At 66.2% G+C, this 22266-nt stretch carries 19 protein-coding genes; 6 read left to right on the top strand and 13 right to left on the bottom strand.

Annotated features, from left to right (window positions below; translation table 11 throughout):
- Positions 1–180: 180 nt before the first annotated feature.
- The 3 genes from gshA to ada form a co-directional block, all read right to left on the bottom strand.
- On the bottom strand, positions 181–1797 hold the full coding sequence (gene gshA, locus HHL14_RS22130; RefSeq protein WP_169499740.1) for a glutamate--cysteine ligase: 1617 nt from the start codon (positions 1795–1797) through the stop codon (positions 181–183).
- 293 nt (positions 1798–2090) lie between these two features.
- Positions 2091–3008: a DNA-3-methyladenine glycosylase family protein gene (locus HHL14_RS22125; protein WP_169499739.1), complete on the bottom strand. Its 918-nt coding sequence runs from the start codon at positions 3006–3008 to the stop codon at positions 2091–2093.
- Entirely contained in the window at positions 3005–4234 is a 1230-nt protein-coding gene (gene ada / locus HHL14_RS22120) for a bifunctional DNA-binding transcriptional regulator/O6-methylguanine-DNA methyltransferase Ada (protein ID WP_169499738.1), read from the bottom strand. Before ada ends, HHL14_RS22125 begins: the two co-directional genes overlap by 4 nt.
- A 447-nt stretch (positions 4235–4681) precedes the next feature.
- On the opposite strand from ada, the gene HHL14_RS22115 reads away from it, so the two are divergent.
- Positions 4682–5107 carry a VOC family protein gene (locus HHL14_RS22115; RefSeq protein ID WP_169499737.1) on the top strand — a complete coding sequence of 142 codons (426 nt, stop codon included), beginning with the start codon at positions 4682–4684 and terminating at the stop codon, positions 5105–5107.
- A gap of 104 nt (positions 5108–5211) precedes the next feature.
- Here the strand turns inward: HHL14_RS22115 and HHL14_RS22110 are convergent, their stop codons facing one another.
- Positions 5212–5766, bottom strand: a complete 555-nt coding sequence (locus HHL14_RS22110) for a YaeQ family protein (RefSeq protein ID WP_169499736.1) — start codon at positions 5764–5766, stop codon at positions 5212–5214.
- Positions 5767–5908: 142 nt separating this feature from the next.
- Positions 5909–6886 carry a LysR family transcriptional regulator gene (locus HHL14_RS22105; RefSeq protein WP_169499735.1) on the bottom strand — a complete coding sequence of 326 codons (978 nt, stop codon included), beginning with the start codon at positions 6884–6886 and terminating at the stop codon, positions 5909–5911.
- A gap of 222 nt (positions 6887–7108) precedes the next feature.
- Between HHL14_RS22105 and HHL14_RS22100 the strand changes: the two genes are divergently transcribed.
- From HHL14_RS22100 to araH, 4 genes are all read left to right on the top strand, one after another.
- Positions 7109–8557, top strand: coding sequence for an aldehyde dehydrogenase family protein (locus tag HHL14_RS22100; protein ID WP_169499734.1), 1449 nt, complete (start codon positions 7109–7111; stop codon positions 8555–8557).
- 191 nt (positions 8558–8748) lie between these two features.
- The gene (locus tag HHL14_RS22095) at positions 8749–9753 is read left to right on the top strand and encodes an arabinose ABC transporter substrate-binding protein (protein WP_169499733.1); all 1005 of its coding nucleotides are present in this window, start codon (positions 8749–8751) and stop codon (positions 9751–9753) included.
- A gap of 120 nt (positions 9754–9873) precedes the next feature.
- Complete coding sequence (gene araG / locus HHL14_RS22090) at positions 9874–11430, top strand: L-arabinose ABC transporter ATP-binding protein AraG (RefSeq protein WP_169499732.1); 1557 nt, start codon at positions 9874–9876, stop codon at positions 11428–11430.
- A gap of 82 nt (positions 11431–11512) precedes the next feature.
- Complete coding sequence (araH, locus tag HHL14_RS22085) at positions 11513–12517, top strand: L-arabinose ABC transporter permease AraH (RefSeq protein ID WP_169499731.1); 1005 nt, start codon at positions 11513–11515, stop codon at positions 12515–12517.
- A gap of 257 nt (positions 12518–12774) precedes the next feature.
- Here araH and sap1 read toward each other — a convergent pair whose 3' ends face one another.
- On the bottom strand, positions 12775–13113 hold the full coding sequence (gene sap1 / locus HHL14_RS22080) for a surface attachment protein Sap1 (protein ID WP_169499730.1): 339 nt from the start codon (positions 13111–13113) through the stop codon (positions 12775–12777).
- 522 nt (positions 13114–13635) lie between these two features.
- On the opposite strand from sap1, the gene HHL14_RS22075 reads away from it, so the two are divergent.
- The gene (locus tag HHL14_RS22075; RefSeq protein ID WP_206002443.1) at positions 13636–13857 is read left to right on the top strand and encodes a hypothetical protein; all 222 of its coding nucleotides are present in this window, start codon (positions 13636–13638) and stop codon (positions 13855–13857) included.
- 226 nt (positions 13858–14083) lie between these two features.
- Here HHL14_RS22075 and HHL14_RS22070 read toward each other — a convergent pair whose 3' ends face one another.
- The 7 genes from HHL14_RS22070 to HHL14_RS22040 all read right to left on the bottom strand — a co-directional run bounded on the left by HHL14_RS22070 (position 14084) and on the right by HHL14_RS22040 (position 22263).
- Positions 14084–14509, bottom strand: coding sequence for an HIT family protein (locus HHL14_RS22070; RefSeq protein ID WP_169499729.1), 426 nt, complete (start codon positions 14507–14509; stop codon positions 14084–14086).
- A 323-nt stretch (positions 14510–14832) separates the two neighbouring features.
- Positions 14833–15948: a diguanylate cyclase gene (locus HHL14_RS22065; protein ID WP_169499728.1), complete on the bottom strand. Its 1116-nt coding sequence runs from the start codon at positions 15946–15948 to the stop codon at positions 14833–14835.
- Between the two features lie 35 nt (positions 15949–15983).
- Positions 15984–17018 carry a chemotaxis response regulator protein-glutamate methylesterase gene (gene cheB, locus HHL14_RS22060; RefSeq protein ID WP_169499727.1) on the bottom strand — a complete coding sequence of 345 codons (1035 nt, stop codon included), beginning with the start codon at positions 17016–17018 and terminating at the stop codon, positions 15984–15986.
- Between the two features lie 5 nt (positions 17019–17023).
- On the bottom strand, positions 17024–19522 hold the full coding sequence (locus HHL14_RS22055; RefSeq protein ID WP_169499726.1) for a hybrid sensor histidine kinase/response regulator: 2499 nt from the start codon (positions 19520–19522) through the stop codon (positions 17024–17026).
- Entirely contained in the window at positions 19519–20214 is a 696-nt protein-coding gene (locus tag HHL14_RS22050; RefSeq protein ID WP_169499725.1) for a chemotaxis protein CheW, read from the bottom strand. The genes HHL14_RS22055 and HHL14_RS22050 overlap by 4 nt, the downstream gene beginning before the upstream one ends.
- On the bottom strand, positions 20207–21802 hold the full coding sequence (locus tag HHL14_RS22045; protein ID WP_169499724.1) for a CheR family methyltransferase: 1596 nt from the start codon (positions 21800–21802) through the stop codon (positions 20207–20209). Before HHL14_RS22045 ends, HHL14_RS22050 begins: the two co-directional genes overlap by 8 nt.
- On the bottom strand, positions 21799–22263 hold the full coding sequence (locus HHL14_RS22040) for a chemotaxis protein CheW (RefSeq protein WP_169499723.1): 465 nt from the start codon (positions 22261–22263) through the stop codon (positions 21799–21801). The genes HHL14_RS22045 and HHL14_RS22040 overlap by 4 nt, the downstream gene beginning before the upstream one ends.
- Positions 22264–22266: the final 3 nt, after the last annotated feature.

Here is a 22266-nt window from a genome sequence, read left to right as displayed (position 1 = left end):
ACGCTTTAATCCCACTCTCGCCTTGCAAATATGCGTCTACCAACCGCTGCTTGAACCGTTCGTCGTACTTCGCCATGAAAAACACCCCAAAGGTTGGATCAGTGTCCAACTTTTGGGGTGCAGTTCAATCCAGGCCGCTTTTCCACATATGCCAACGCGATGCACGCGCCTGAAGCGCGCTCAGACGCTGAAACGATTCAGCGTATACGCGCGATATGCAGCCACGAACGCATCGAACGAACCGACTTCCTCGCGTTCGAGCCTGGCCTGTTCGTCGAGCGATTGCACCGCCAGCGCGGCGAATGCCTGACTTTGTGCGGCATCGAGCGGACGCGCGCGGAAGTACGCGGCGTGCGCTTCGCTTTGCGCGAGGCCGAACGCGAGAAAACTCTGCTGCTTGTCGCGCATCATTTGCAGCACGCGCGCCGACGGCGTCAACGACACGTCCGCGAGCTTCGCGCGTTGCACCGCCACCGAGCGCGCATGCGCGTCGCCACCGTGCAGACTGTCGAGCACGGCGGCTGCGGCGTCGATCTTCACCAGCAATTCGTCGGCCCATTCGAGCATCGCAACCGGCTTGCCGTCGCGGCTCAGTTCGAGGCCCGGCTTGCGGCCTTCCATCGTCACGCGGCCGAAGTTCTGGTTCGCTTCGCAGTACGCAGCCGGCGGCAGCGGCGCGCTGTCGTCGAGCGCGCAGACGAGCAGGTAGGCATCGAGAAAGCGCGAGGTCTCGAGCGAAATGCCGCTCGGCTCGAACGGATCGATATCCATGCAGCGCACTTCGACGTATTGCACGCCGCGTGCCGCGAGCGCATGCAGCGGTCGCTCGCCCGGATAGGTGACGCGCTTCGGCCGGATCGTCGAGTAGAACTCGTTTTCGATCTGCAGCACGTTGGTGTTGATCTGCACCCACTCGCCGTCGCGTTGCGTGCCGATCTGCTCGTAGGCCGGAAACGGCTGGCTCACCGCCTTCGCGAGCGCGTCGAGATAACCCGGCAGCGTGTCGTAGTCGGCGTGCAGCGCGGCTTGCGCGGTGGTGTTCGAATAGCCGAGATCGCTCATACGCAGGCTCGTCGCGTACGGGCGATACAGCGTGTCGGCGTCGAAGGTGTCGAGCGTGTGCTGGCGATCGCGCAGGAAGCGCCGGTCGAGCGCCGGCGACGCGCCGAACAGATACATCAGCAACCAGTTCGTGCGGCGGAAGTTGCGGATCAGCGCGAGGTAGCGGTCGGACTGGAAATCGACGGCATTCGCGGTGGCCTGCTCATCCGCGTGCAGCCGCCGCCACACTTCTTCGTTCAGCGAATAGTTGTAGTGGATGCCGGCGATGCACTGCATCGTGCGGCCATAGCGCAGCGCGAGACCGATCCGGTACACGTGCTTGAGCTTGCCGATGTTCGAGGTGCCGTAGTTCGCGATCGGAATGCCGTCGTCGGTGGCGGGCAACAGGCCCGGCATCGAGTTGTTCCACAGGATCTCGTCGCCCAGTTCCGCGTAGACGAAGCGATGCAGCACGTCGAGTTGCGCGAGCGTCTCGGCGACGTCCTGTTCGGCCGGCGTGATCAGCTCCAGCAGTGCTTCGGAGTAGTCGGTCGTCAGCGACGGATGCGTGAGCGCCGAGCCGAGCGCGCGCGGATGCGGCGTTATCGCGAGCTGGCCGTCGTGCGCGACGCGCAGGCTTTCCTTTTCGATGCCGCGCAGGCCGTGTATCAGCGCATCGCGCTGTGGGCCTGAGCTGAGCACGGACAGGCGGTGCGAGAACGCGTCGGTCGTGCGGGAAGGTGTCGTGTTTGGCATTGATGCGAGTCGCGCGGTGCCCACCACTGTGAACCGCCCGATGCTGCGCAGGCGAAACGGTGTGGCGACAACGTTCGGCGGAATTTTCAGTAGCGGGCACTTTAACATCTCGCCAGAACGGCTGCTTGCGGTCGCCTCGGCACGGGTTCGGCGTCGCGTCGCGGCATCGTTTGCCGTTTGTTTTCGCGATGAAATCGGCGGCCGGGCGTCGCGTTGCGCGGCTGGAACCGCGGTCTCGCCGCCAGAGCGTCACACCGCTATGTCGTCATCACGCCACACCGTCACGGCGGTCTTCACCCGCCGCGCGCCGCGCCCGCCCGATCCGCGATCTCGTTCCACAGATGCATCGCCGCATACGCGCGATACGGCCGCCACGCGTCGGTGCGACTGCGCTGCTGCGCGGGCCGCACGAGCGACGGGTCGCGGGCGCAGATCGACTGCATCAGCACGAGGTCCGACGCGGGCCACGCATCGGGGTCGCGCCATGCGCGCATCGCCACATATTCGACGGTCCACGGTCCGATGCCCGCGAGCGCGAGCAGCGCCGCGCGCAGGCTGGCGGCGTCGACCGCGTCGCTATCGAGCGGCACGTCGCCGCTCGCAACCGCGCGCGCGAAGCCTTGCAACGCGGCGACGCGTTTGCCCGGCATGCCGATCTGCGCGAGATCGACCTCGGCGAGCGCGGCCGGCGTCGGAAAACGCCACGCGGTGTTCTCGTGCGGATGCCCGTCGATGCGCTCGCCCGCGCGCTGCACGAGCCGCCCGATGATCGTCGTCGCGGCCTTCACGCTGACCTGTTGTCCGACGATCGCGCGCACCACCAGCTCGAAGCCCGACCACGCGCCCGGCACGCGCAGGCCGGGCACGGCTTCGACGAGCGGCGCGAGCCACGGGTCGGCGGCGAGTCCGGCGGCGATCTTCTTCGGCTCGGCGCGCAAATCGAACATCTTCGCGACCGGCACGGCCAGCGCGTCCGCGTGACGGCTGACCGGCCCGTCGATGCTCGCGACGATGCAGTGTTTTCGCGGATGCAGCCGCACGCTGAGCGTGCCGCTGTCGCCGTTCCACTCGATCGCGCGACGATACGCGCCATCTTCGACGGCTTCGACGCCCGGCGTCGCGCGGCCGCTGAAAAAGCGCAGCAGGCGCGGCCAGTCGAACGGGGCTTTGAACGGAAGTTCGAGAGTTGCGACGTCGTTAAGCGTACTCACGCGGCGTGATCCAGTCGGTTGTCGTTGTTCTTGGCGTGCGCGCCGGCTTCGGTGCGGCCGGCGCGGCGCGGTGTATCGCCGGCTGCGGCGCCGCCGGCATGCTGGGCCTCATTGTCGAGCAAGGCGGCCTTGCGCGGCAGCCCCCAGCGATAGCCGGCGAGCGCCCCGCCCTTTTGTACCACGCGATGACACGGAATCGCGAGCGCGACCGGGTTCGTCGCGCAGGCGCTCGCGACCGCGCGCACCGCGCGCGGCGAGCCGACCGCCTCGGCGATCTGCGAATAGCTGCGCGTCTCGCCGTACGGAATGCGCCGCAGCGCGTCCCATACGCGCTGCTTGAACGCGGTCGAGGCGATGTCGAGCGGCAGATCGAAGTCCTGACGCGTGCCGCGCAGATAGGCGTCGATCTGCGCGACGAACGGAGCGAGCCGGCCGGCGTCTTCCCGCAGCTCGGCGTTCGCGAACTCGCCGCGCAGTTCGTCGAGCAGCGGCGCGGCATCGTCGCCGAAACCGATCTTGCAGATGCCCTTGTCGGTCGCGGCGACCAGCACGAAGCCGAGCGAGGTCGGCGCGCTCGCGTAACGCACGGTCAGCCCCGCGCCCTTGCGGCGATACGCGGACGGCGCCATGCCGAGCTCGGCCGGCGCGCTGTCATACATCCGCGACGGCGAGCCGAAGCCGGCGTCGAGCGTCGCGCGGGTGACGTCGGCGCCGCCCTTCAGCGCATCGCGCAACGCGGCGCCGCGCTGCGCGGCCTGATATTGACGCGGCGACACGCCGACCACGCGCTTGAACAGCCGCTGCAAATGAAACGGGCTTACGTGCACGGCGTCGCTCAACTGCGCGAGCGTGAGACGTTGCTGCGGATCGGCGTCGAGCGCCGTGCACGCGCGATTGACGATGTCGAGTTCGCGCGGCAGGCCGCCGGGCTGGCAGCGTTTGCAATCGCGAAAGCCCGCGGCGCGCGCGGCGGCGGCATCGGTGAAAAACGCGACATTCTCGCGCCGCGGCTGGCGCGACGCGCACGACGGCCGGCAGAACACGCCGGTCGTCCTGACCGCGTAGAAGAAGGCGCCGTCGGCCTCGCGGTCGCGGCGCGTGACGGCGTCCCAGCGCTCGTCGTCGGTGCGCCAGGCGGGGGTGTCGGTAACGGTGTCGGTAGCGGCCGGGGCGGCGGCATGAGCGGCAGCGCGGACGGCGGCGGAGTTGCGGGTGGTGGCGTTCATGATGGGTCCTGTGAGCCCCGGTGACAGACATCGGAGCAGGCAATGTCGATGCTCATCAATGTAGGCCCGATGGCGACACACTACGCCCCGCTTCTTGCTCTGTCATTCGACGACGTTTGTCCCTACTTCCATCGGGGTCAAAACCCGGTAAATCGTAGTCCGAAGCGCCTCGAGATGCCTACTGGTCGGGCGTTTTGCCTCAAACCACGACAATTTTTCCCAATATCGGGTTTTCCCTTAAAAAGTTATTGCGTCGCACCAACCCGATGTGTATATTAGGAACTGTCTCCTCCATGTCTCCTCCTGATATGGATTCAGCCCGCTCCACTTGAGCGGGCTTTTTTTTTGCCCGCGTTTTTTGCTCACCTTTCCGGGCCACGTCGCCCTCCCGCCCTTTCTCCTACACTTCGCTAATCGGTTCTCCGAACCAGCCAAAGGGCGTGCGACATGAAAATCCACATTCGCGAGATCGACCACGTGGTGATCCGCGCGGCCGATGCAAACACGCTGGCGCGCTTTTACTGCGACGTGCTCGGCTGCAGCCTCGAAAAGGAGCAGCGCGAACTCGGCCTTACGCAACTGCGCGCCGGACGCTCGCTGATCGATCTGCTGCAGGTTGGCGCGAAGCTCGATCGCGCGGAAAACGGTGTGGTGGGCGCCGGGCGCAACATGGATCACCTGTGCCTGCGCGTCGACGCGTTCGACGCCGATGCGCTCCGCGCGCATCTGGCCGCACACGGTGCGCGGCTCGGCGAACATGGGGTGCGTTATGGCGCGGACGGTTTTGGACCGTCGCTGTATCTGTTCGACCCGGAGGGCAACATGGTCGAACTGAAGGGGCCGCCGGAAGCGGCGCGGGTCACGTCGCTCTAAACGTCGTGTCGAAGCCGGCTCGCGCGCGGCGACGCAAATCCGACACAAACCGGTTCAGATCTGAACAATCGGGCCATTCGGACGGCTCGGGACGATCGAACAGCTCAGGCGTCGGCGGGTGCCTTCAGCACAGTCCAGTCGATTTTCACCGCGTCGGCCTCGGCGCTGCCGAGCCACGCTTCGCCGTCCTGCACCGTGCATTGCAGCCGCATCGTGCGTTCGGCGAGCGAGCCGAGCGATGCCGCGACGTTTTCGCCGAGCGTCCACACCGTCACATTGCGCATGCGCTCGACCTTGTTGCGCACGCCCTGCCACCAGATCTCCGACGCGCGGCCGCCATAAGCGATCACGACCACGTGGTTCGAGCGCCCGCTCGCCTTCGCGATGCGCCGCTCGTCGGGCTGGCCGACCTCGATCCAGGTTTCGATCGCGCCGGTCAGGTCCTTCTGCCACAGGTCGGGTTCGTCGACATCCGACAAACCCTTGCAAAATTCCAGCCGTTCCTGTGCGAACAGCGCGAACGCGGCGACGCGGACCATCATCCGGTCGTCGGTTTCCGAGGGGTGACGGGCGATCGTCAGCGAATGGTCGGCGTAATAGTGCCGGTCCATGTCCGCGATCTGCAGTTCCGCCTTGTAAATCGTCGATTTGAGAGCCATGCCGTTGCTAAACCAGGCGCTCGCTCCACCGGAGCGCAGCGAAAAAGAGTCGTCGACGGCGCGTTGCCGTTTCTTGTGTTTGCCGTACATCGCATGTACCTCCCGCGCCGTCAGCCGGTGCCTATGACGTGGAAGGAAGCATTTACCGGGCCACGGGGGGCTCGCTGGCCACGCCGTAGACCTCGCGAGCCGCGTCCCGCAACGCGTCGAGCACGACGGCCGCGGCCGGCGACAGCAGATGCGACTGGCGCGTGATGATACCGAATGTATCCATCCTGCACGGTAAATCGATCGGTACACGTTTCAATACGCCGTACTGTTGGTACTGACGCGCCACTTCATCGGGCAGGACCGCCAACATGTCGCTTTGGAGCAGCAGGCTCGAAATCGCGAGGAAATTGTTGGTATTGACGACGTTTTGCGGGGGATTCAGCCCGATCTGCGAAAACATCAGATCGAAGCGATGGCGCAGCACGCTGCCCGGCGGGTGCAGCACCCAGCTCGCGTTGACGATCCCGCGCAGTGTCAAACCTGTCTCATTTTCGAGCGGATGGCCGGGGCGCGCGACCACGCACAGCGGTTCGTCGGCGAGCGGCTCGTAGCGCACGTCGGTCTTGAACTGGTTCTGCCGTTCGAGCACGCGGCCGATCATGATGTCGAGATCGCCCTCGGCGAGTTGCGGCAGCATCACGTCGGAGGTCTCGACCTCGGTCCAGATCTGCAATTGCGGATAGCGTTCCTTCACGCTGGCGATCGCGCGCGGCACCATCGTCGCGGCTGCCGCGGCGATCACGCCGATCCGTACCTGTCCCGCGAGGCCCGAGCGCAGCGCCGAGATTTCGTCGTGCGCCTGGCTCAGATTCGACAGCACCATGCGCGCGTGGCGGATCATCACTTCGCCGTAGAGCGTCGCGTGCATGCCGTGCGGCGTGCGGTCGAACAGGCTCACGTCGAGCATGTCCTCCAGTTCCTTCAGCAGGCGCGACGCGGCCGGCTGCGTCATGCCGAGCACGTCGGCGGCACGGCGCACGTTACCTTCCTCCTCCATCGCCGCGAGCAGCAGCAACTGGCGCGTCTTCAGCCGCGCGCGCACGAACCAGTTCGAATAGCTACGCGTCATCGGGTGGTCTCCATGGTTTGGCGAGCGGGTGTGGCCGCTTTTGCACGTGGCTTCTCCCGCTCAGGCGCTCATGATGCCATACCGAAAGTGATATCGGAGAGGCCGAAAAAGGGATTGGAAAGTTATTAGGACGGCCCATACCATTCGTGGACTTTGTGAGCTTCCTTGAGATTTCCGCTGCGGCGCCCGTGAGGCGCCCTGCCTTGCGCGCCCTTTCCGCCGATGAACCGCGATCCGCTCGTCCCGCTCGTTGCCAGCCCGTTTCGCCATTACATCAATGGCGGATGGGAGACCGGCGCGACCACCGGCGTGTCGCTCAATCCGTCGGATCTGGACGAACCGGTCGGCGAATACGTGCGCGCCGACGTGCGCCAGACCGACAGCGCGATCGAGGCCGCGCAGGCGGCGTTTCGCGACTGGTCGCTGGCGTCGGCGCAGCGCCGCGCCGATGCGCTCGACGCAATCGGCAGCGAAATGCTCGCGCGTCGCGAGGAACTGGCCCGGCTGCTCGCGCGCGAAATCGGCAAGGTGCTGCCCGAAGCGCTCGCCGAAGCGACACGCGCGGGTCAACTGTTCAAACTGTTCGCCGCCGAGGCGCTGCGCGCGTTTGCCGAGCCGCTCGCGTCGGCGCGCGCCGGCGTCGAGATCGACGTGACGCGCGAGCCGCTCGGCGTGGTCGGCGTCATCGCGCCGTGGAGCGCGCCGCTCGCGGTTGCCGCGCTGAAGATCGGCGCGGCGCTCGCGCATGGCAACTGCGTCGTCTACAAACCGGCCGAAGCGACGCCCGCGTGCGCGGCGGCGCTCGCGTCGATCGTCAGCCGCGCGGGATTGCCGGCCGGCGTGTTCAACCTGGTGATGGGCAGCGGCCGCAAGGTCGGCACGCGCATCGTCGCGCATCCGCTCGTCGCGGCGATCAGCTTCACCGGTTCGAGCGAGATCGGCACGCGCGTGCTGCAGGCGGCCGCCGCGCGTCAGGCGCGCGTGCAGCTGGAGATGGGCGGCAAGAATCCGTTCGTCGTGCTGGCCGATGCCGATCTCGACGGCGCTGTCGATGCCGCGCTCACCGGCGCCTACAGCGCGACCGGCCAGCGCTGCACGGCGGCCGCGCGGCTGATCGTCGAGCGCGCGGTGTTCGCGCCGTTCGTCGATGCGTTGCAGGCGAAGCTCGCGAAACTCAGCGTCGATCACGCGCTGAAGCACGGCGTCGACATCGGCCCGGTCGCGAACGCCGCGCAGCTCGAACGCAATCTCGACTACGTGCGCATCGGCGAGCAGGAAGGCGCGCAATTGCTGCGCGGCGGCCGGTTGCTGGAGCGCGCGACGCGCGGCTACTTCTTCGAGCCGGCGCTGTTCGTCGGCGAGCCCGAGCACCGGATTGCGCGCGAAGAGATTTTCGGGCCGCTCGCGGTCGTGCTGTGCGCCGACGACTACGAGCACGCGCTGCATCTCGCGAACGACACCGCCTACGGGCTGTGCGCCGGCATCTGCACGCGCTCGCTCGAACGCGCGCGGCATTTCCGCCGCCACGTGCAAAGCGGCCTCGTGACGATCAATCTGCCGACCACGGCCGTCGAGCATCACGGGCCCGGCGGCGGTCGCAAGGCCTCGGCCTACGGCGCAACCGACACCGCGTTCTGGACCGCCGTGAAAACGGCCTACGTGGCTGGCTGAGCGCAATGAGGGTTGCCGCAGCGCGCTTCGTCGTAGGTTCTGTCCGGTTTTCACTGCATGTCGCGGGCGCGGCGTGGCACGCGCCCGGCATGACTGCGCGCTATTTCGCACGACGGCGACTGTCGCCTCGCGCGTGACCCCGCTGCAACTACACGAGATCAATGCAGCTTTCCAACCTCAGGAGACAAAAGATGACCAGCAAGCTTCGCCGTTTGACCCTGACCGCGATCGCGGCCGCCGCCCTTGCCGCGCCGTTCGCCGCGCAACTGTCCGCCCATGCGGATGAACCGCTGAAAGTCGGCTTCCTCGTGAAGATGCCGGAGCAGGCGTGGTTCATCAACGAACAGAAGGCCGCGACCGCGCTCGGCCAGAAGGACGGCTTCTCGGTGGTCAACATCGGCACGCCGGACGGCGAAAAAGTGCTGGCCGCGATCGATAACCTCGGCGCGCAAGGCGCGAAGGGCTTCGTGATCTGCGCGCCCGACGTGCGTCTCGGACCGGCGATTCAGGCCCGCGCGAAGCGTTACAACATGAAGTTCGTGACCGTCGACGACCAGCTCGTCGACTCGACCGGCAAGCCGCTCGCGAACGTGCCGCACCTTGGCATGTCCGCGTTCAAGATCGGCAATCAGGTCGGCACGGCGATCAGCGAGGAAATGAAGCGGCGCGGCTGGAAGCCCGAAGAAGTCGGCGCGCTGCGCATTACGGACTACGAACTGCCGACCGCGAAACTGCGCACCGACGGCGCGACGCAATCGCTGCTCGCCGGCGGCTTCAGGAAGGAAAACATCTTCGACGCGCCGCAGAAAACTACCGACGACGAAGGCGGCTTCAACGCGGTGTCGCCGGTGCTCGCGCAGCATCCGAACATCAAGAAGTGGGTGATCTTCGCGCTGAACGAGGAAAGCGTGCTGGGCGGCGTGCGCGCGACCGAGCAGCTGCACATTCCGTCGGCCGACGTGATCGGCGTCGGCATCAACGGTGCGGGCGAGGCTTTCGCCGAATTCCAGAAGAAGGAGCCGACCGGTTTCTACGGCACGATCGCCGTGAGCTCGACGAACCATGGCAAGGAGAGCACGGAAAACCTGGTCGAGTGGATCAAGGCCGGCAAGCAGCCGCCCGCCGATACGCAGACCACCGGCAAGCTGATGGTGCGCGGCAACTGGCAGGACGTGCGCAAGGAACTCGGCATCTGAGCGGCGGCATTTAACCCGCGTTTCAGCGGGTTTTCACGCGGCACGTAGCGGGCCGCCTCGCGTTTCGCGTCCGACGCGCGAGCGCGGTCCGCACAGGTTCTACCCGTTCGAGGTTTTTCGATGACGTCCTTATTCACCGGCTCCGACGGCGGCGACACGGCGCTTGCGCCGTCGCCTTCGATGCCCACCTCCGACGCCCCTTATCTGCAGCTCGACGGCATCACCGTGCGCTTTCCGGGCGTGCTCGCGCTCGACCAGGTCTCGCTCGAAGTGCGACGCGGCGAAGTGCATGGTCTGATGGGCGAAAACGGCGCCGGCAAGTCGACGCTGCTGAAAGTGCTGTCCGGCGTGAATCATCCGGCCGCGGGCACGCTGGCGCTCGACGGCGTCGAGCAGCAGTTCGCGACCACCAAAGCGGCGATCGCCGCGGGCATCGCAATCATCTATCAGGAGCTGCATCTGGTGCCGGAGCTGACCGTCGCCGAAAACCTCATGCTCGGCGCGCTGCCGAATCGTTTCGGTGTACTGGACGAAAAGGCGCTGGTCGCGCGCGCGATGCGTGAACTCGAACGGCTCGGCGAAAAGATCGATCCGTCGCAGCAGGTCAAGCATCTGTCGATCGGTCAGCGGCAGATGATCGAAATCGGCAAGGCGCTGATGCGCGACGCGCGTGTGATCGCGTTCGACGAACCGACCAGTTCGCTGTCATCGCGCGAGACCACGCAACTGTTCCGGATCATCCGCGCGTTGCGCGCCGAGGGCCGCGCGATCATCTACGTCACGCATCGGATGGAGGAAGTCTACGAACTGTGCGATCGCGTCACCGTGTTTCGCGACGGTCGCCGCATCGATACGTTCGAGGCCGGCGCGGGACTCGATCGCGATCGCCTGATCAGCTGCATGGTGGGCCGCTCGATCAGCGACGTGTACGGCTATCGCCCGCGCGAACCCGGCGACGTGCAGCTGCAGGTCGACGGTCTGCTCGGTCCGGGGCTGCGCGAACCGGCATCGTTCGCGGCGCGCCAGGGCGAGATCGTCGGCTTTTTCGGGTTGGTCGGCGCGGGCCGCTCGGAGTTGATGAAGCTGATCTACGGTGCGGTCAAGCCGAGCGCCGGCGAGGTCGTGCTCAAGGGCAAGCCCGTGCGTTTCGTGACGCCGCGCGATGCGGTGCGTGCCGGCGTCGCGCTGTGTCCCGAGGATCGCAAGCAGGAAGGCATCGTCTCGATCGCGTCGGTGTCGGACAACCTGAACATCAGTTGCCGGCGTCACTTCAGCCGCTTTCATGTGCTCGACGGCCGCAAGGAAGCGCAGACCACGCGCGAGTTCATCGCCAGGCTCGCGATCAAGACGCGCAACGGCGATACGCCGATCGGCACGCTGTCCGGCGGCAATCAGCAGAAAGTGATTCTGTCGCGCTGGCTCGCGGAAGACATCGACGTGTTCCTGATGGACGAACCGACGCGCGGCATCGACGTCGGCGCGCGCAGCGAGATTTACGGCCTGCTGTATGGGCTCGCCGAGGCGGGCCGCACGGTCGTCGTCGTGTCGAGCGATCTCGCCGAGGTGATCGGCGTGGCCGACCGCGTGATCGTGATGAAGGAAGGCGCGATCGTCGGCGATCTGCCGAAGGCGCAAGCCACACCGGACGCGCTGATCAAGCTCGCGCTGCCGCGTTGAGCGTCCGCCCCGACTCTGCGGCCCGATTCCCTATCGAACACCGCATACCGCATTGCCAACGGCATCGAATGGAACAGACACCATGAACACACCTTCAACCGATTCTTCCTCTCCCGCCGTCGTTTCGGCCGGCCTCACCGCGCGCGCGGCGCGCACCTGGGACCTGATCAACAAATCCGGCATCGTGATGGTGTTCCTCATCCTGTTCGCGGTGTTGTCGTTCACGGTGCCCGGCTTTCTGAGTTCGCGCAACATCCAGGGCCTGCTGCTGTCGGTCACGCTGATCGGCTCGATCTCCGTGACGATGATGTTCGTGCTCGCGCTCGGCGAGGTCGATTTGTCGGTCGCGTCGATCGTCGCGTTTTCCGGCGTGGTCGCCTCCGTGCTGATCACCGCGACGCATAGCGTGACGATCGGTGTGGCTGCCGGCGTGCTCGCGGGCGGCGTGGTCGGGCTCGTCAACGGCACGCTGGTCGCGCGCTACAAGATCAACTCGCTGATCGTCACGCTCGCGATGATGGAAGTCGTGCGCGGGCTCGCGTTCATCACGTCGAACGGCGACGCGGTGATGATCTCCGAGGAGCGCTTCTTCGATCTCGGCGGCGGCTCGTTCCTCGGCATTTCGTATCCGATCTGGAGCAACATCGTCGGCTTCGTGCTGTTCGGCTTCCTGCTGAAGAAGACCGTGTTCGGCAAGAACGTGCTGGCCGTCGGCGGCAATAGTGAGGCGGCGGTGCTCGCGGGGCTGCCGGTGACGCGCATCAAGATCACCGTGTTCGTGCTGCAAGGTCTCGTGACCGGCTTCGCGGGCGTGATGCTCGCATCGCGGATGAGCCTCGGCGATCCGAAGACGTCAGTCGGGCTGGAGCTTGGCGTGATTTCCGCGTGCGTGCTCGGCGGCGTGTCGCTGACGGGCGGCGTCGCGACGATTTCCGGCGTGCTGGTCGGCGTATTGATCATGGGCTCGGTGCAGGACGCGATGAGCCTCCTGAATGTGCCGACTTTCTATCAATACCTGATTCGCGGCGGCATTCTGCTGCTCGCGGTGCTGTTCGACCAGTTCCGCCGCAGCAAGCGCGTGCACTGACGCGCATTGCCCGGGCTTGCAACGGTTTCCTGCGCTTTGCGAGAAGGCGTACTGCCGATGCGGATCGATCAACCCGCATCGGCTTTTTTATTTCCTCCGCGCGACGCCGGGCGGCGTTCAAATAAAAAAACAGCCTGGCACTCATTCGAATGCTCAAGCCGCCTTTTAGCCCACGCGTTCACGCCTGCCGCTTTTAAAGCTGCAAGTGAACCGCATGCGACCGTATCCCGGCTTTTGCCGGAATACCGGTATTGTGTTTATTGCTTGATAAACCGGTCGTTAGCCCATAATCCTTCGGTGTCGCTATTGCCCGCATTCACGAATTCGATGTCGTGGCCGACTACGCGCACCACGCGGAAATTCGAATTGGACGGCGTCGACACGCATTGATATCCGGAGAAAAACTCCTGCATCTGTTGCTGTTCACCGGCTTGCGCATGCTGGTCGGCGGCGTCGAGCTTGTCCTTCGACACGCAGCCATACGCATTGGCTTTGAACTGAATGGTTTGCTGCGGCTTGATCATGACGTCTTGCGCCTGAACGCTCGCGGCAGCCAAACCCGCAATGGCGAAAACAACGGCAATTCGAGTTTTCATTTTTTCCTCCGGTGCAGGTCAAAATACTCAGGTTAGCTATGTATTTAACTTTAACGACGAACCTGCAACTTGCACTTTAGGAGAACCAAAGGGAACGACAAGCATATTTTGTGTGCGGTCGCAACAGTGACGAATTGTCGCACCATGCGTCGCGGCTGATTAAGATGTGAGCAAACGTCTGTTTGATCGCGAATGAAACGGATAACTAAAAGTACGATGGTGCGCACTGCTTTAACTGGTAAAGCTTTGCGCGCGTATTCGCGTAAACCAGCAGCGTCAATTAAGCATTTAATAAAAATTAATCACGCATTTTGTGCGTCGCACACAAAGTCATTCAGTAGGCAAATCGCCGAAAGCGAAATAACGGTGTAGATGCAGAAAATAAATGATGCCAGCTATGCAAATGGCCGCCTGGTAGCGGGTTGCCCGAGCGGTTGGACTTCGTGCCGAAGCCGCATTTTCCGGTGCGATATCGGCCATGCGCGTGGCGCAGCATCCGACGGGAACGGACGGTGCTCTACAATGAAATCAATCTCCGGCACCTGGGAGGCTATCGTGAACGAGCAAGTGATACTCGGCATTTTTCTGGTCGTTCCGCTGCTGATCGTCGCGTTTCTTTTCTCCGACGAACTGTGGCAGGAGCATCGTCATCTGCACGAAGGACACGACGGACAGCCGCTGCATCCGCGACCCAGGCGGCACGACTGGCGGCATCCGCTGCGCCGTTCGCGCGATCGTCTGTGAGCGGTAAGATCGCCAAAGAAAAAAGCCTGCCGCAATGGGCAGGCTGAAAAAGAGATCCACACTCAATGCCTTGAACACAAGGCAGTTCGCAGTCTAGCGACGATGCGGCCGGCGGTGGTTTCAGCGGCTTTTACAGATGTTACGGCGCGTGACCGTAAGGTTCTTCGGTGCCACGCGCCAACGACGCTGCTTTACGGTCCTGCGACAACGACAACCCGGACCGGCTTCAGTGCGCGCGCCAATGCTCGCGAATCCGTTTGGCCAGCGCTTCGAGCGTGTCGGTGTCGGCCGGCTCGCGCGCATGCATTTTCAGCGACTGACCTTCCCAGCGCGGAATCACGTGAAAGTGCACGTGCGGCACGGTCTGGCCGGCCGCCGCGCCGTTGAACTGGCCGATGAACACGCCATCGGGGCGCAACGCCGCGCGCACCGCGATCGCGAGCTTCTGCGCCATGCGCATCGACGCGACGAGCGACGCATCCGACAGATCGAAAATCTCCGCCACGGCTTCTTTCGGCACGACCAGCAGATGACCGTCGGCTTGCGGCATCAAGTCCATGAACGCCAGAGCGCGGTCGTTTTCCGCCACCTTGATGCAGGGTAATTCACCGCGCAGAATCTTCGCGAACGGGTTGCTGTCGTTGTAGCTCATCGCGTTTCCTTTCCTCGTTTGGGCTGGGTTCGATGTACCGGTCGATGGCGCAGCGGCCGCACGACTCGTGCGCCCCGGCTCATGCGCCTATTCTCCACCCGCTCGCTTACAGCACGCATGTGCAGCATGGGTGCGGTGCGTTGCTTCCGCCCGGTGTCGATGAAGCCCGTGTCCACCGTGACCGTTTCGCTCGCATGACGGCCTGCGAGCTCCGCGCGTGCCGATTTGACGCGCAACGCCGCGAGCGCGTGACGTGAGCGACACGAGCGCCGCGCCCGGCAAGCCCATAAGCCCGTTAAGCCCAGCAAACGTGAGCCCCAGACTCAGCCGCTCATCGCGACCTGATTCTTACCGTCCCGTTTCGCCCGATACAAACCGATGTCGGCCGCTTCGATCAGCGTCGTCACCGGTTCCGCCGCCGACGGCACCAGCGTCGCCGCGCCGATGCTGATCGTCACGACGCCGGTCGCCGAGCCCGCATGGGTAATCGCGAGGTCTTCGATCGCGATGCGGATTTTCTCAGCGAGCAGCCGCAAGCCGCCGGCCGACGTCCCCGGCACGACCACCGCGAACTCTTCGCCGCCGAAGCGCGCCGCGAGATCCGGCGAGCGGCCGAGGCACGATTCGATCGTATGCGCGACGCTCTTGAGGACTTCGTCGCCGGCCACGTGCCCATAGGTGTCGTTGTAGGCCTTGAAGTTGTCGACGTCGATCATCAGGAAGCCGAGACCGCTGCGGTCGCGCGTGCCGCGACGCCATTCGGCGGCCAGATACTGGTCGAGGTAGCGCCGGTTCGACAGGCCCGTGAGGCCGTCCGAATGGGTGAGCCGCTGCAGCTCCAGGTTGGTCGCGAGCAGTTGCTGCTGCGACTGCCGCAGCGCGCGATACGCCTCGTCGCGCTGCACCAGGTTCAGATACGAGCGCGAGTGATAGCGAATCCGCGCGATCAGTTCGATGCGATCGGGCAGCTTCACCAGGTAGTCGTTCGCGCCGGCCGCGAATGCCGCGCTTTTGACGAGCGGTTCTTCCTTGGTCGACAGCACGATGATCGGGATGTCGCGGGTGGACGGATTCTGCCGGTATTGACGCACCAGCGTGAGGCCGTCGGTGCCGGGCATCACGAGATCCTGCAGGATCACGGTGGCGCGCGTTTCTTCGGCGCACAGCACGGCTTCTTCCGGCGACGCGCAGTAGTGAAAGTCGACACCCGGTTCGCCGGCAAGCGCCTGGCGCACCGCCTCGGCGATGATCGCCTGGTCGTCGACCAGCAGCACCATGATCGGGCATTCGGCCGCCGGCGGATTGGCGAGGATGCGCGCGAGCGCGTCGTCGATCGCGAGACTGGGCGCATCCTCCGCGGCAAGCGCGTGCGCCGGGGTGTTCGCCTCGTCTGCGGCAGACTGCGCAGCGGCGTTCGGGGGCGTGTTAGGCGTGTCCATGTTGTTCAGCCAGAATGAATGTCAGGAAATCCACGTCAGGTCGCGGGCGGCGGCTGGCGTTCGTTAACCGCGCCCGCGAGCGCGGCGGCGATGCGCGGCAGCGGCAGGATCTCTGCCGCGGCGTTGAGTGCGGCCGCCGCTTTCGGCATGCCGTACACCGCGCTGGTCGCCTCGTTCTGCGCGATCGTGTGGTGGCCCTTGGTGCGCATTGCCTTCAGGCCGATCGCGCCGTCGCGGCCCATGCCGGTCAGCAGCACGCCGATCGCGCGCGCGGGCCAGCGCTCGACCACGCTGTGAAAAAACACGTCGACCGACGGACGATACGGCGTTTCTTCCGGCACGCGCGTATAGCCGAGCACGTTCGGTAGCTTCAGATGCAGATGATCGTCGGTGGCGGCGAGCAGCGCGACGCCCGCTTGCGGCCGGTCGCCGTCGCGCGCGATGCGCACCGGCAGCGCCGACTGCTGGTTCAGCCAGTCGGCCATGCCGGCGGCGAATGCCGCGTCGACGTGCTGCACGATCACGATCGCCGCGCCGAAGTCTTTCGGCAAACCGCCGAGCAGCGTCGCGAGCGCGGCCGGCCCGCCCGCCGACGCGCCGATCGCGACGAGCGGCATGTCGCGGGTGCCTGCGCGCTCGCGCGGCGCGCAGGCGGCGGTGTTGGGCGCATGGCGTTCCTTGACGAGCGCGGCGACGCTGTCGATCTTCGCAATCAGGGTCGCGATGCTTTTATGCGCGTCGGGGCCGGACAGCGATGGCGTATCGACCGCGTCGAGCGCGCCCGCGCCCATCGCTTCGTAGACGCGCCACGCGTTCGCGCCGACGTCGACGGTCACGATCAGGATCGCACACGGCGCGCGCGCCATGATGCGACGTGTCGCCTCGATGCCGTCGACATTCGGCATCACCAGGTCCATCAGCACGATGTCGGGCCGCTGCGCGACGCAGAAATCGAGCGCCTGCTGACCGTCCGATGCGACCCACAGCACCTCGTAGTCGGCGCGCGCGGCCAGTGCCCGCCGCAGTGCCTCGACGGCGAGTGCCATGTCGTTGACGATTCCAATTTTCATCCGTTCTACCCGTAGGCCTCGCCAATCAGATCGCGCACCGCGTCGAGCAGTGCTTCATCGTGAAAACTGCCCTTGGCCAGATAATAATCCGCGCCCGCATCGAGGCCGGCGCGGCGATCTTCCTCGCGATCCTTATATGAAACGATCATCACCGGTAGCGACTGCAACTGCGGATCGCGCTTGATCAGCGTGACGAGCTCGATGCCGTCCATGCGCGGCATGTCGATGTCGGTGATCACGAGGTCGAACTGCTCGCTGCGCACCGCGTTCCAGCCGTCCATACCGTCGACGGCGATCGTCACGTCATAGCCGCGCGTCGCGAGCAGCTTGCGTTCGAGCTCGCGCACGGTCAGCGAATCGTCGACCACGAGCACCCGCCGCGTCGCGCGCCGCGCGGCTTCGACGCCGCGTTGCTGCGCGTGGCTCAGCGCACCGCCGCTGACGAGCCGCTCGACCGAGCGCAGCCAGTCGTCGACGTCGGCGATCAGCACCGGGTCGCCGTTTTCCATCAGCGCGCCGGCGCTGACGTTGCGGATCTTGCCGAGCCGCGCGTCGAGCGGCTGCACCACCAGCATGCGTTCGCCAAGAAAACGGTCGACCACCACGCCATAGGTCTGCGACCCGTCGCCGATCACGACGAGGCACACGCTGCCGTTGTCGTGCGCGGGCGGCAATGCCGTCTCGAGAATCTGATGCGCGGTGACGACGCCGATGCGCCGCCCGGAAAACGCGATGTGCTGATGACCTTCGAGCAACTCGATATCGGCGCGGCTCACCTGCAGCGTGCGGTTCACGTGCGCGAGCGGCACTGCGTACGGTTCACCGCCGACTTCGACCAGCAGACTGCGGATCACCGACAGCGTCAGCGGCAACTGCATCTGCATGCGTGTGCCGATGCCGGGCTCCTGGGTGATGCGCACGGTGCCGCGCACGCGCTTGACGACGTCGTGCACCGCGTCGAGTCCGACGCCGCGGCCCGACACGTCGGTGACCTGATCGCGCAGCGAAAAGCCGGGCAGGAACAGGAATTCGAGCAGCTCGGTTTCGGACAGGCGCGCGGCGGTGTCTTCGCTCGCGAGCTTTTTGCGCACGATCGACTCGCGCAGTGCGGCGAGGTCGATGCCGGCGCCGTCGTCGGAAACGGTGATCTGCAACGCGCCGGCGCTGTGGCGCGCTTCGAGCGTCAGCGTGCCTTCTTCCGGCTTGCCATGCGCGAGGCGCACGGCGGGTGCTTCGATACCGTGGTCGAGCGCGTTGCGCAGCATGTGGCCGAGCGGCGCTTCGAGCAGATCGAGGATGTCGCGATCGACCTGCGTCGATTCGCCGATCAGCTGCCAGCGCACCTTCTTGCCAAGCGAACGCGCGACGTCGCGCACCATCCGCGCGAGGCCGCCGGTGCCATCGCCGAACGGGCGCATCCGGCATTGCAGCGCGGCATCGTAGAGCTGCTGCGACAGATGGGTCGAGCGACGATCGAAACTCTCCAGATCGGCGAGACGCTCGCCGAGCAGTTGCTGCGCTTCGGCGCTCAGGCGCCGCAGTTCTTCGAGCGCGCTATGGGCGGCCGGATCGAGCCGCAGATCCGCGAGCTTTTCGTGCAGATGATCGAGCGCGCGGGCGCTGTCGCGCTGCACGCGTTTGACGCGCAGCATCGATTGCGCGAATGGTTTGAGCCAGCGCGATTCGACCAGCGATTCGCCTGAGAGCGACAGCAGGCGGTCGAGGTTGTCGGCGCGTACGCGCAGCATGCGGCCGGTTTCGGTGGGGTGGCTGGTGCGGCTCGCAGTGCTCGTGCTTATGGCGCTGGTGGACAGGTTCGCCGGCGAGGCAGTAGAAGCGGTGTCGGCGGGCGAGGGCAGCGGTGCAAGCGGTGAGGGTGTTGCAATGGGTGTGCCGTCAGCCGCAGCGGCCGTGTCAGGGGGGGCGGAACCGGCAATCGCCGATGCGCTGCCCGTTGAGGCTTCGGCGCGCAGCGCATGAGCGAGCAGATCGAAGCTCTCGTCGTGAGAGGGCACTTGAGTGGGTGCTTCGCTCGCGGGGGAAGCGTCGGAGCTCGGCGCGAGCGCGGGAGCAGCCGACAAACCCGACAACCCGGCCATCCCGCCGCCATGCGGCACGACGCCCGCCATCCGCGCCTGCAACGCCGCCACGCATTCGCTGACCGCGTCGCGCGCGGCGTCATCCTCATCGTTGCCGATGCGCGCGACGATATCGACGCCGCGCAGCAGCACGTCGATCCACGCGCCGTCGAGCAGCGCGCGGCCTTCCTGCGCGGCGACGAAGCAGTCCTCCATCGCGTGCGCGAGCTCGACGCCGACCTGCACACCGACGATACGCGCCGCGCCCTTCAGCGAATGCGCGGCGCGCATGCACGCTTCGAGCGCGGCGGCGTCGGCCGGCGTGCGGTCGAGCACCAGCAGGCCGTCGTTGAGCACGCGTGCCTGGTTGCGCGCTTCCTCGCGAAACAGATCGATCAGCGACGGGCGACGTGGGTCGTCGATCATCCGAGGCTCCGGTTCAAGGTGTCGAACAGCGCGTCGGTGTCGAGCAGGCCGACGCTCACGCCGCGCCACGGCACGACCGCGCGCGTGTGCAGCGCGGCGCTTTGCGACAGCGTCGCGGGGGGCGCGCAGAACGTCGACGGTGCAAAGCGCTGCACGCCGTCGACCTGGTCGACCGGAAACACCGCGTGTTCTTCGTCGCGCGCCACCACCAGCAGGCGCGGCAGATCGAGGCGCGTGCGGTCGTCGCGCGCGCCGGCGGTCTGCGGTTCGAAGCCGAGCAGATGCGCGAGCGACAGGCACACCAGCAATTGCCCCTGTACGTTGACGACGCCGAGCACCGCGCGATGCTGCCGGTGCGGCAACGTATGCACGGTACGCGTCTGCACGATGCGCCTGAAAATCGGCGTCGGCAGCGCGAGCCATTCGCCGCCGATGCGGAACACGAGGAACGATTCGGTGGCTTCCCGCTGCGACGCGGGCGTGCCGCGCGGCGTTGCCGGAGTCGCACGCGCGTCGTGTCGCGGCAGTTCGACGAGCGGCACCGGCTGATCGAGTAGTTTCGCCGCGGCCACCTCGAACACCGGGCAATTCAGGCAGCGCACGTATTCGGCGAGCCGTTCGCACGACGAGTCGCCGCGCACGCCGATGCGGTTCCAGCAGTCGTCGAAGACGATGTCGCGATGTTCACGCACGGGACACCCCCTGCGCGCGCGACGCGCGTTGCATCAGCAGACGCGCGCCGTCGCGGTCGCCTTCGAGTTCGAGCAGCGCGGCCAGATGCGCGAGCGCTTCCGCGTGCTGCGGGTCGAGATAGAGCGCCTTGCGATACTGGCCGCGAGCGACGTTCGTTTCGCCGTTCGCGTCGGCGAGCACGCCGAGCAGATAGAACGCGTCCGCGTACGGCGCGTGCTGTTCGAGATACGCGTTGACCGCGGCGGCGGCTTCGTCGAGACGGCCGGCGTCGGCGAGGTCGTGCGCGGCGCGCAACGTGTCGCGAGCGGCAGCGAGAGGCGCGCCGGGTATGTCGGGCGACGGGTTGTGCATCGGCGTCGACGCCTGAGGCCTGCGTTGCGCGTGGCCTGGCGCGCTGACGGAGGTGTCGATCTGCGGCGTGCCGGCCGGAATGCCTCGAACTACGCTAGCGGCGCCAATGGGCGCGCCGAAAGCCGGCTTCGCTTGTGGCGCCGCTTGCACTGTCGACCACCGCGGTTGCGCCGCCGCCCCGGAGGTGGACGCGGACGTCGACGTGGTCGGCGGCACCGCCCATTGCGGCGTGCAAGCATCGAACGGATTGCGCGCGACCGGATCCGGCCACGCGAACGGTTCCGCCGAATACACCGGTGCAGACGCGAGCACGAGCGCGGGCGGTGGGGTCATCGCGAGCGCGGCGGCGGTGGCGAGCGGCGCGGTGTGCCAGCCGTTCGCCTGCGTGTTGTCCGGCGCCGCGCGATGGAACGCGAACGCCAGCGGAATCTTCGCGGACTGCATGCCGTAGCGCATCAGGAGCCCGGTCTCGGCGGGCCCGACGAACAGCGTGCCGCCATCGGCGAGCACGCTGTTGAGCGCCTGCAACGCGATCTGCTGCGTGTCGCGATCGAAGTAGATCAGCACGTTGCGGCAGAACACGAAGTCGTACACGCCGAGCGCGGCGGCATCGAGCTGCATCAGATTCGCGTGCGCGAAGCGCACCGTATCGACGATGCGCGGCGCGAGCCGCCAGCCGTCCTCGGTGCGGCTGAAGTGCGCGTCGCGAAACGCCAGCGCGTTGCCGCGAAACGAATTGCGCCCGTAGTGCGCGCGCTGAGCCAAGGCGAGCGAGCGTTCGTTGATATCCATCGCGTCGATGCGGAACTGCGCGGCGTCGAGACCGGCGTCGAACAGCGCCATCGCGATCGTGTACGGCTCCTCGCCGGTCGAGCACGGCAGGCTCAGGATGCGCAACGGCAGCGTATGACCGCGCGTGCGTAGGCGTTCGTCCAGACGTTCGTGCGCGAGCCGCGCGAGTGCGCGGAACGCGTCGGCGTCGCGGAAGAACCAGGTCTCCGGCACCGTCAGCGTTTCGATCAGCGCCTGCAGCAGCGCCGGCGACGCCTGGACCGCGTTCCAGTAATCGGCGAGCGTCGCATCGGCACACGCGGTCTCGCGCCAGCCGGCCACGTGCTGATCGACCGCGCGTTCGATCGCGTGAAGTCCGAGCGAACTCGCGTCGAGCCCCATCGTTCGATGCAGCAGAGCGGTGAAGTGGCGATAAAGCGGCGCGTTGTCGTGATGCGCGTTCATGCGTGCGCCTCGGGAAAGAGCAGCGCCTTCACGTCGTCGGGCAACAGTGCGTCGACGCGGATCCACTGCACGAGGCCGCCCCCTTCGCTCGCGACCGGGCCGAGATAGCGCGCGTGCGGCGTGTCGATGCCGGTCTCGCGAAATGCTTCGGGATCCAGACGAATCGTGCGCGTCGCGCCTTCCAGCAGCAGCGCGAGCAGACGTTCGCGGCCCGCATGCGGATAGCGCACCAGCACGACGCGCGTCGACATCAGCTGCGCGGCGCGGCGGCCGAGCGCGAGCGCGGGCACGTCGATGAGCGGCAGCGGCGCGCCGTCGTGTTCGAGCACGCCCGCGACCCACGACGGCGCGCCGGGGATCGTCTTCGGCGGCGCACCCGGATCGAGCGGCATCATGCGCTCCACCTGAGTCGCGTCGATCACGTAGCGTTCGCTGTCGAGCGTGAAAAGAATGAAGAGCATCGG

This window comes from Paraburkholderia antibiotica, assembly GCF_012927125.1.
GTDB lineage: Bacteria > Pseudomonadota > Gammaproteobacteria > Burkholderiales > Burkholderiaceae > Paraburkholderia > Paraburkholderia antibiotica.
This window is presented reverse-complemented; position numbering and strand designations above follow the sequence as displayed.

Coding starts and splice junctions, on each gene's coding strand:
- gshA (WP_169499740.1), bottom strand. CDS start 1,797: ATGCCAAACACGACACCTTCCCGCACGACCGACGCGTTCTCGCACCGC.
- ada (WP_169499738.1), bottom strand. CDS start 4,234: ATGAACGCCACCACCCGCAACTCCGCCGCCGTCCGCGCTGCCGCTCAT.
- HHL14_RS22115 (WP_169499737.1), top strand. CDS start 4,682: ATGAAAATCCACATTCGCGAGATCGACCACGTGGTGATCCGCGCGGCC.
- HHL14_RS22110 (WP_169499736.1), bottom strand. CDS start 5,766: ATGGCTCTCAAATCGACGATTTACAAGGCGGAACTGCAGATCGCGGAC.
- HHL14_RS22105 (WP_169499735.1), bottom strand. CDS start 6,886: ATGACGCGTAGCTATTCGAACTGGTTCGTGCGCGCGCGGCTGAAGACG.
- HHL14_RS22100 (WP_169499734.1), top strand. CDS start 7,109: ATGAACCGCGATCCGCTCGTCCCGCTCGTTGCCAGCCCGTTTCGCCAT.
- HHL14_RS22095 (WP_169499733.1), top strand. CDS start 8,749: ATGACCAGCAAGCTTCGCCGTTTGACCCTGACCGCGATCGCGGCCGCC.
- araG (WP_169499732.1), top strand. CDS start 9,874: ATGACGTCCTTATTCACCGGCTCCGACGGCGGCGACACGGCGCTTGCG.
- araH (WP_169499731.1), top strand. CDS start 11,513: ATGAACACACCTTCAACCGATTCTTCCTCTCCCGCCGTCGTTTCGGCC.
- sap1 (WP_169499730.1), bottom strand. CDS start 13,113: ATGAAAACTCGAATTGCCGTTGTTTTCGCCATTGCGGGTTTGGCTGCC.
- HHL14_RS22075 (WP_206002443.1), top strand. CDS start 13,636: ATGAAATCAATCTCCGGCACCTGGGAGGCTATCGTGAACGAGCAAGTG.
- HHL14_RS22070 (WP_169499729.1), bottom strand. CDS start 14,509: ATGAGCTACAACGACAGCAACCCGTTCGCGAAGATTCTGCGCGGTGAA.
- HHL14_RS22065 (WP_169499728.1), bottom strand. CDS start 15,948: ATGGACACGCCTAACACGCCCCCGAACGCCGCTGCGCAGTCTGCCGCA.
- cheB (WP_169499727.1), bottom strand. CDS start 17,018: ATGAAAATTGGAATCGTCAACGACATGGCACTCGCCGTCGAGGCACTG.
- HHL14_RS22055 (WP_169499726.1), bottom strand. CDS start 19,522: ATGATCGACGACCCACGTCGCCCGTCGCTGATCGATCTGTTTCGCGAG.
- HHL14_RS22045 (WP_169499724.1), bottom strand. CDS start 21,802: ATGAACGCGCATCACGACAACGCGCCGCTTTATCGCCACTTCACCGCT.
- HHL14_RS22040 (WP_169499723.1), bottom strand. CDS start 22,263: ATGCTCTTCATTCTTTTCACGCTCGACAGCGAACGCTACGTGATCGAC.